Annotated in this window: 4 protein-coding genes and 1 pseudogene; all 5 read left to right on the top strand. The window is 70.0% G+C overall.

Features of this window, described 5'->3' with window-relative positions; translation table 11 throughout:
• Nucleotides 1-357: pseudogene (locus ENN83_RS15055) on the top strand (ABC transporter substrate-binding protein); the annotation flags it as partial.
• Between the two features lie 3 nt (nt 358-360).
• Nucleotides 361-474, top strand: coding sequence for an entericidin, EcnA/B family (locus ENN83_RS15050; protein WP_132695885.1), 114 nt, complete (start codon nt 361-363; stop codon nt 472-474).
• Nucleotides 475-537: 63 nt separating this feature from the next.
• Complete coding sequence (locus ENN83_RS15045) at nt 538-2,067, top strand: class I adenylate-forming enzyme family protein (RefSeq protein ID WP_287188352.1); 1,530 nt, start codon at nt 538-540, stop codon at nt 2,065-2,067.
• Nucleotides 2,048-2,359, top strand: coding sequence for a DsbA family protein (locus ENN83_RS15040; RefSeq protein ID WP_414707678.1), 312 nt, complete (start codon nt 2,048-2,050; stop codon nt 2,357-2,359). Before ENN83_RS15045 ends, ENN83_RS15040 begins: the two co-directional genes overlap by 20 nt.
• Nucleotides 2,356-2,481: a hypothetical protein gene (locus ENN83_RS17230; protein WP_414707677.1), complete on the top strand. Its 126-nt coding sequence runs from the start codon at nt 2,356-2,358 to the stop codon at nt 2,479-2,481. The genes ENN83_RS15040 and ENN83_RS17230 overlap by 4 nt, the downstream gene beginning before the upstream one ends.
• The last annotated feature ends 68 nt before the right edge of the window (nt 2,482-2,549 follow it).

Below are 2,549 nucleotides of genomic sequence, written 5' to 3'. Positions count from 1 at the left end.
TTCGACATGGCCTTCTACACGGTCGGGCTGTCGCTGTCGCCCGGCAACGAACAGCGGCTTTACTGGGGAGCAGAGGGGGTCACGCGGCCCGGCACGCGCAACTGGATGGGGCTGGCCAGCCCCGCCGCCGAGGCCATGATCGAAGCGCTGCTGACCTCGGAAACGCATGAGGATTTCGTCGCGGCCACCCGCGCGCTGGACCGGGTGCTGACGACCGGGCGGCATGTGATCCCGGTCTGGTATGCGCCCAGTTCGCTGATTGCCCACCGCGCCACGCTGCGCTATCCGGAAACGATACCGATATACGGGGATTGGATCGGTTTTCTCCCCGATATCTGGTGGTCCGAGAGGGAGTGATCCATGACCCGAACGCTTCTGATGCTGGGCCTGCTGGCCCTTGCGGGCTGCGGAACCGTCGAAGGGATCGGCGAGGACATCTCGGCCGGGGCCCGCGCGGTGCGCAACGCGTTCTGATCCCGCCCGCCGTCGCGTTCCCCACCCTTGCAACCGCAAGGCGGCGGGGCTAGCACGCAGCCCATGCGAGCGATCTATGACGAGGGCGCCCCGCCGCCCTGTCCCACCCCGTTCAACCTGGCCGCCCATGTGCTGGCCCCGGCCGCCTGCACGCCCGATAAGGTCGCGCTGGCCGTGATCGGCCCCCATGGCGCCGAACGCTGGAGCTATGCCCGGCTCGAAGCCGCCGTGCGCGGGCTGGCGGCGGGGCTTGCCGGGATGGGGCTTGAGCCCGGCGCGCGGGTGCTTTTGCGGCTGGGCAACGGGGTCGAGTTTCCCATCGGTTTCCTGGGCGCAATCGCCGCGGGGCTGGTGCCGGTGCCGACCTCGGCGCTGCTGACCGTGCCCGAGATCACGAAACTCGCCGCCGAGGTCGAGCCCGCCGCGATCCTGGCCGGTCCGGGCGTTGCCCTGCCCGAGGACTGCGCCGCCCCCGTCCTCGACCTCGACGCGCAGCGCGCGCTCTATGAGGGCGCGGCCTCGGCCCATGTCCTCGGCGACCCGGACCGGCCGGCCTATATCGTCTATACCTCGGGCACCTCGGGCAATCCGCGCGGCGTGATCCATGCCCACCGCGCGGTCTGGGCGCGGCGGATGATGTGGGAAGGCTGGTATGGCCTGACGCCCGAGGACCGACTGCTGCATGCGGGCGCCTTCAACTGGACCTACACGCTGGGCACGGGCCTGCTGGACCCCTGGTCCATCGGCGCGACCGCGCTGATCCCCGCGCCCGGTGTGCGGCCCGCGCAATTGCCGCTGCTTCTGAAACGCTTCGACGCGACGATCTTTGCCGCCGCGCCCGGGGTCTATCGTCCGATGCTGCGCGAGCATCCCCACCTCGTGCTGCCCCGGCTGCGCCACGGCCTGTCCGCGGGCGAGAAGATGCCCGAGGCCACCCGCGCCGCCTGGACCGAGGCCACCGGCACCATGGTCTACGAGGCGCTGGGCATGTCGGAATGTTCCACCTTCGTCTCGGGCAGCCCCGCCCGCCCCGCGCCGCTGCCCTCCTCGGGCTATCCGCAGCCGGGCCGAAGGGTCGCGGTGCTGGGGCCGGACCTGGAACCCGTGCAGCGCGGCGAGCCCGGGCAACTGGCCGTTTCGCGCCGCGATCCGGGGCTGATGCTGGGCTATCTCAAGGCCGAGGCCGAAACCGCGGCGCGGTTCCATGGCGAATGGTTCCTGACCGGCGACATGGTCGAGATGGCCGCGGACGGTGCGATCACCTATCTGGGCCGCGCCGACGACATGCTGAACGCGGGCGGTGTGCGGGTCTCGCCGCTGGAGGTGGAACGCGTGCTGATGGCGCATCCCGGGGTCCACGAGGTCGCCGCGACCGAGATCGCGATCCGGGCCGATACGACCGTGATCGCGGCCTTCTACACCGGCGAGGCCCTGCCCGAGGACCAGCTTGCCGCCTTTGCCGCCGAACGGCTGGCCCGCTACAAGCAGCCGCGCCTTTACGTCCATGTGGACGAGTTGCCGAAGAACCCGAACGGCAAGCTGAACCGCCGCCAGATCCGCGCATCCTACGAGGCTGGCCATTGTCCGGCCTGACATCTTCGCCGATCCGATATGCCCCTGGTGCCTGATCGGCAAGCGGCTGCTGGATGCCGCGACGGACGCCCGGCCCGACCACCCGTTCGAGATCGTCTGGCAGCCCTTCCAGCTGAACCCCGGCATGCCGCGCGCGGGCATGGACCGGCGCGCCTATCTCGAAGCCAAGTTCGGCGGCCAGATCGAGACCGCCCGCGCTTGTGTCGAGATCGACGACAAGGCCCGCGCGGCGGGGATCGAACCGAACCTCGCGGCGATCACCCGCACACCCAACACGCTGGACGCGGCGTGAGCGGCGTGCCGACCTTCATCGTGGCAGACCGCCACGTTCTGGTGGGTTTGCAGCCCACAGCGCTGTGGGAACAGGTCATCGCGGAACTGGCGGGCGATCCGGCAAAAGCGCGGCTTCAGTAATCCTCGGCCTTCAGGATCGCCCTGCCCTCGTCAAGCGACACATGTTTCACCGCAAGCAGCGGCATCTC

It is taken from the genome of Rhodovulum sp. (assembly GCF_011048875.1).
GTDB lineage: Bacteria > Pseudomonadota > Alphaproteobacteria > Rhodobacterales > Rhodobacteraceae > Rhodovulum > Rhodovulum tesquicola.
This window is presented reverse-complemented; position numbering and strand designations above follow the sequence as displayed.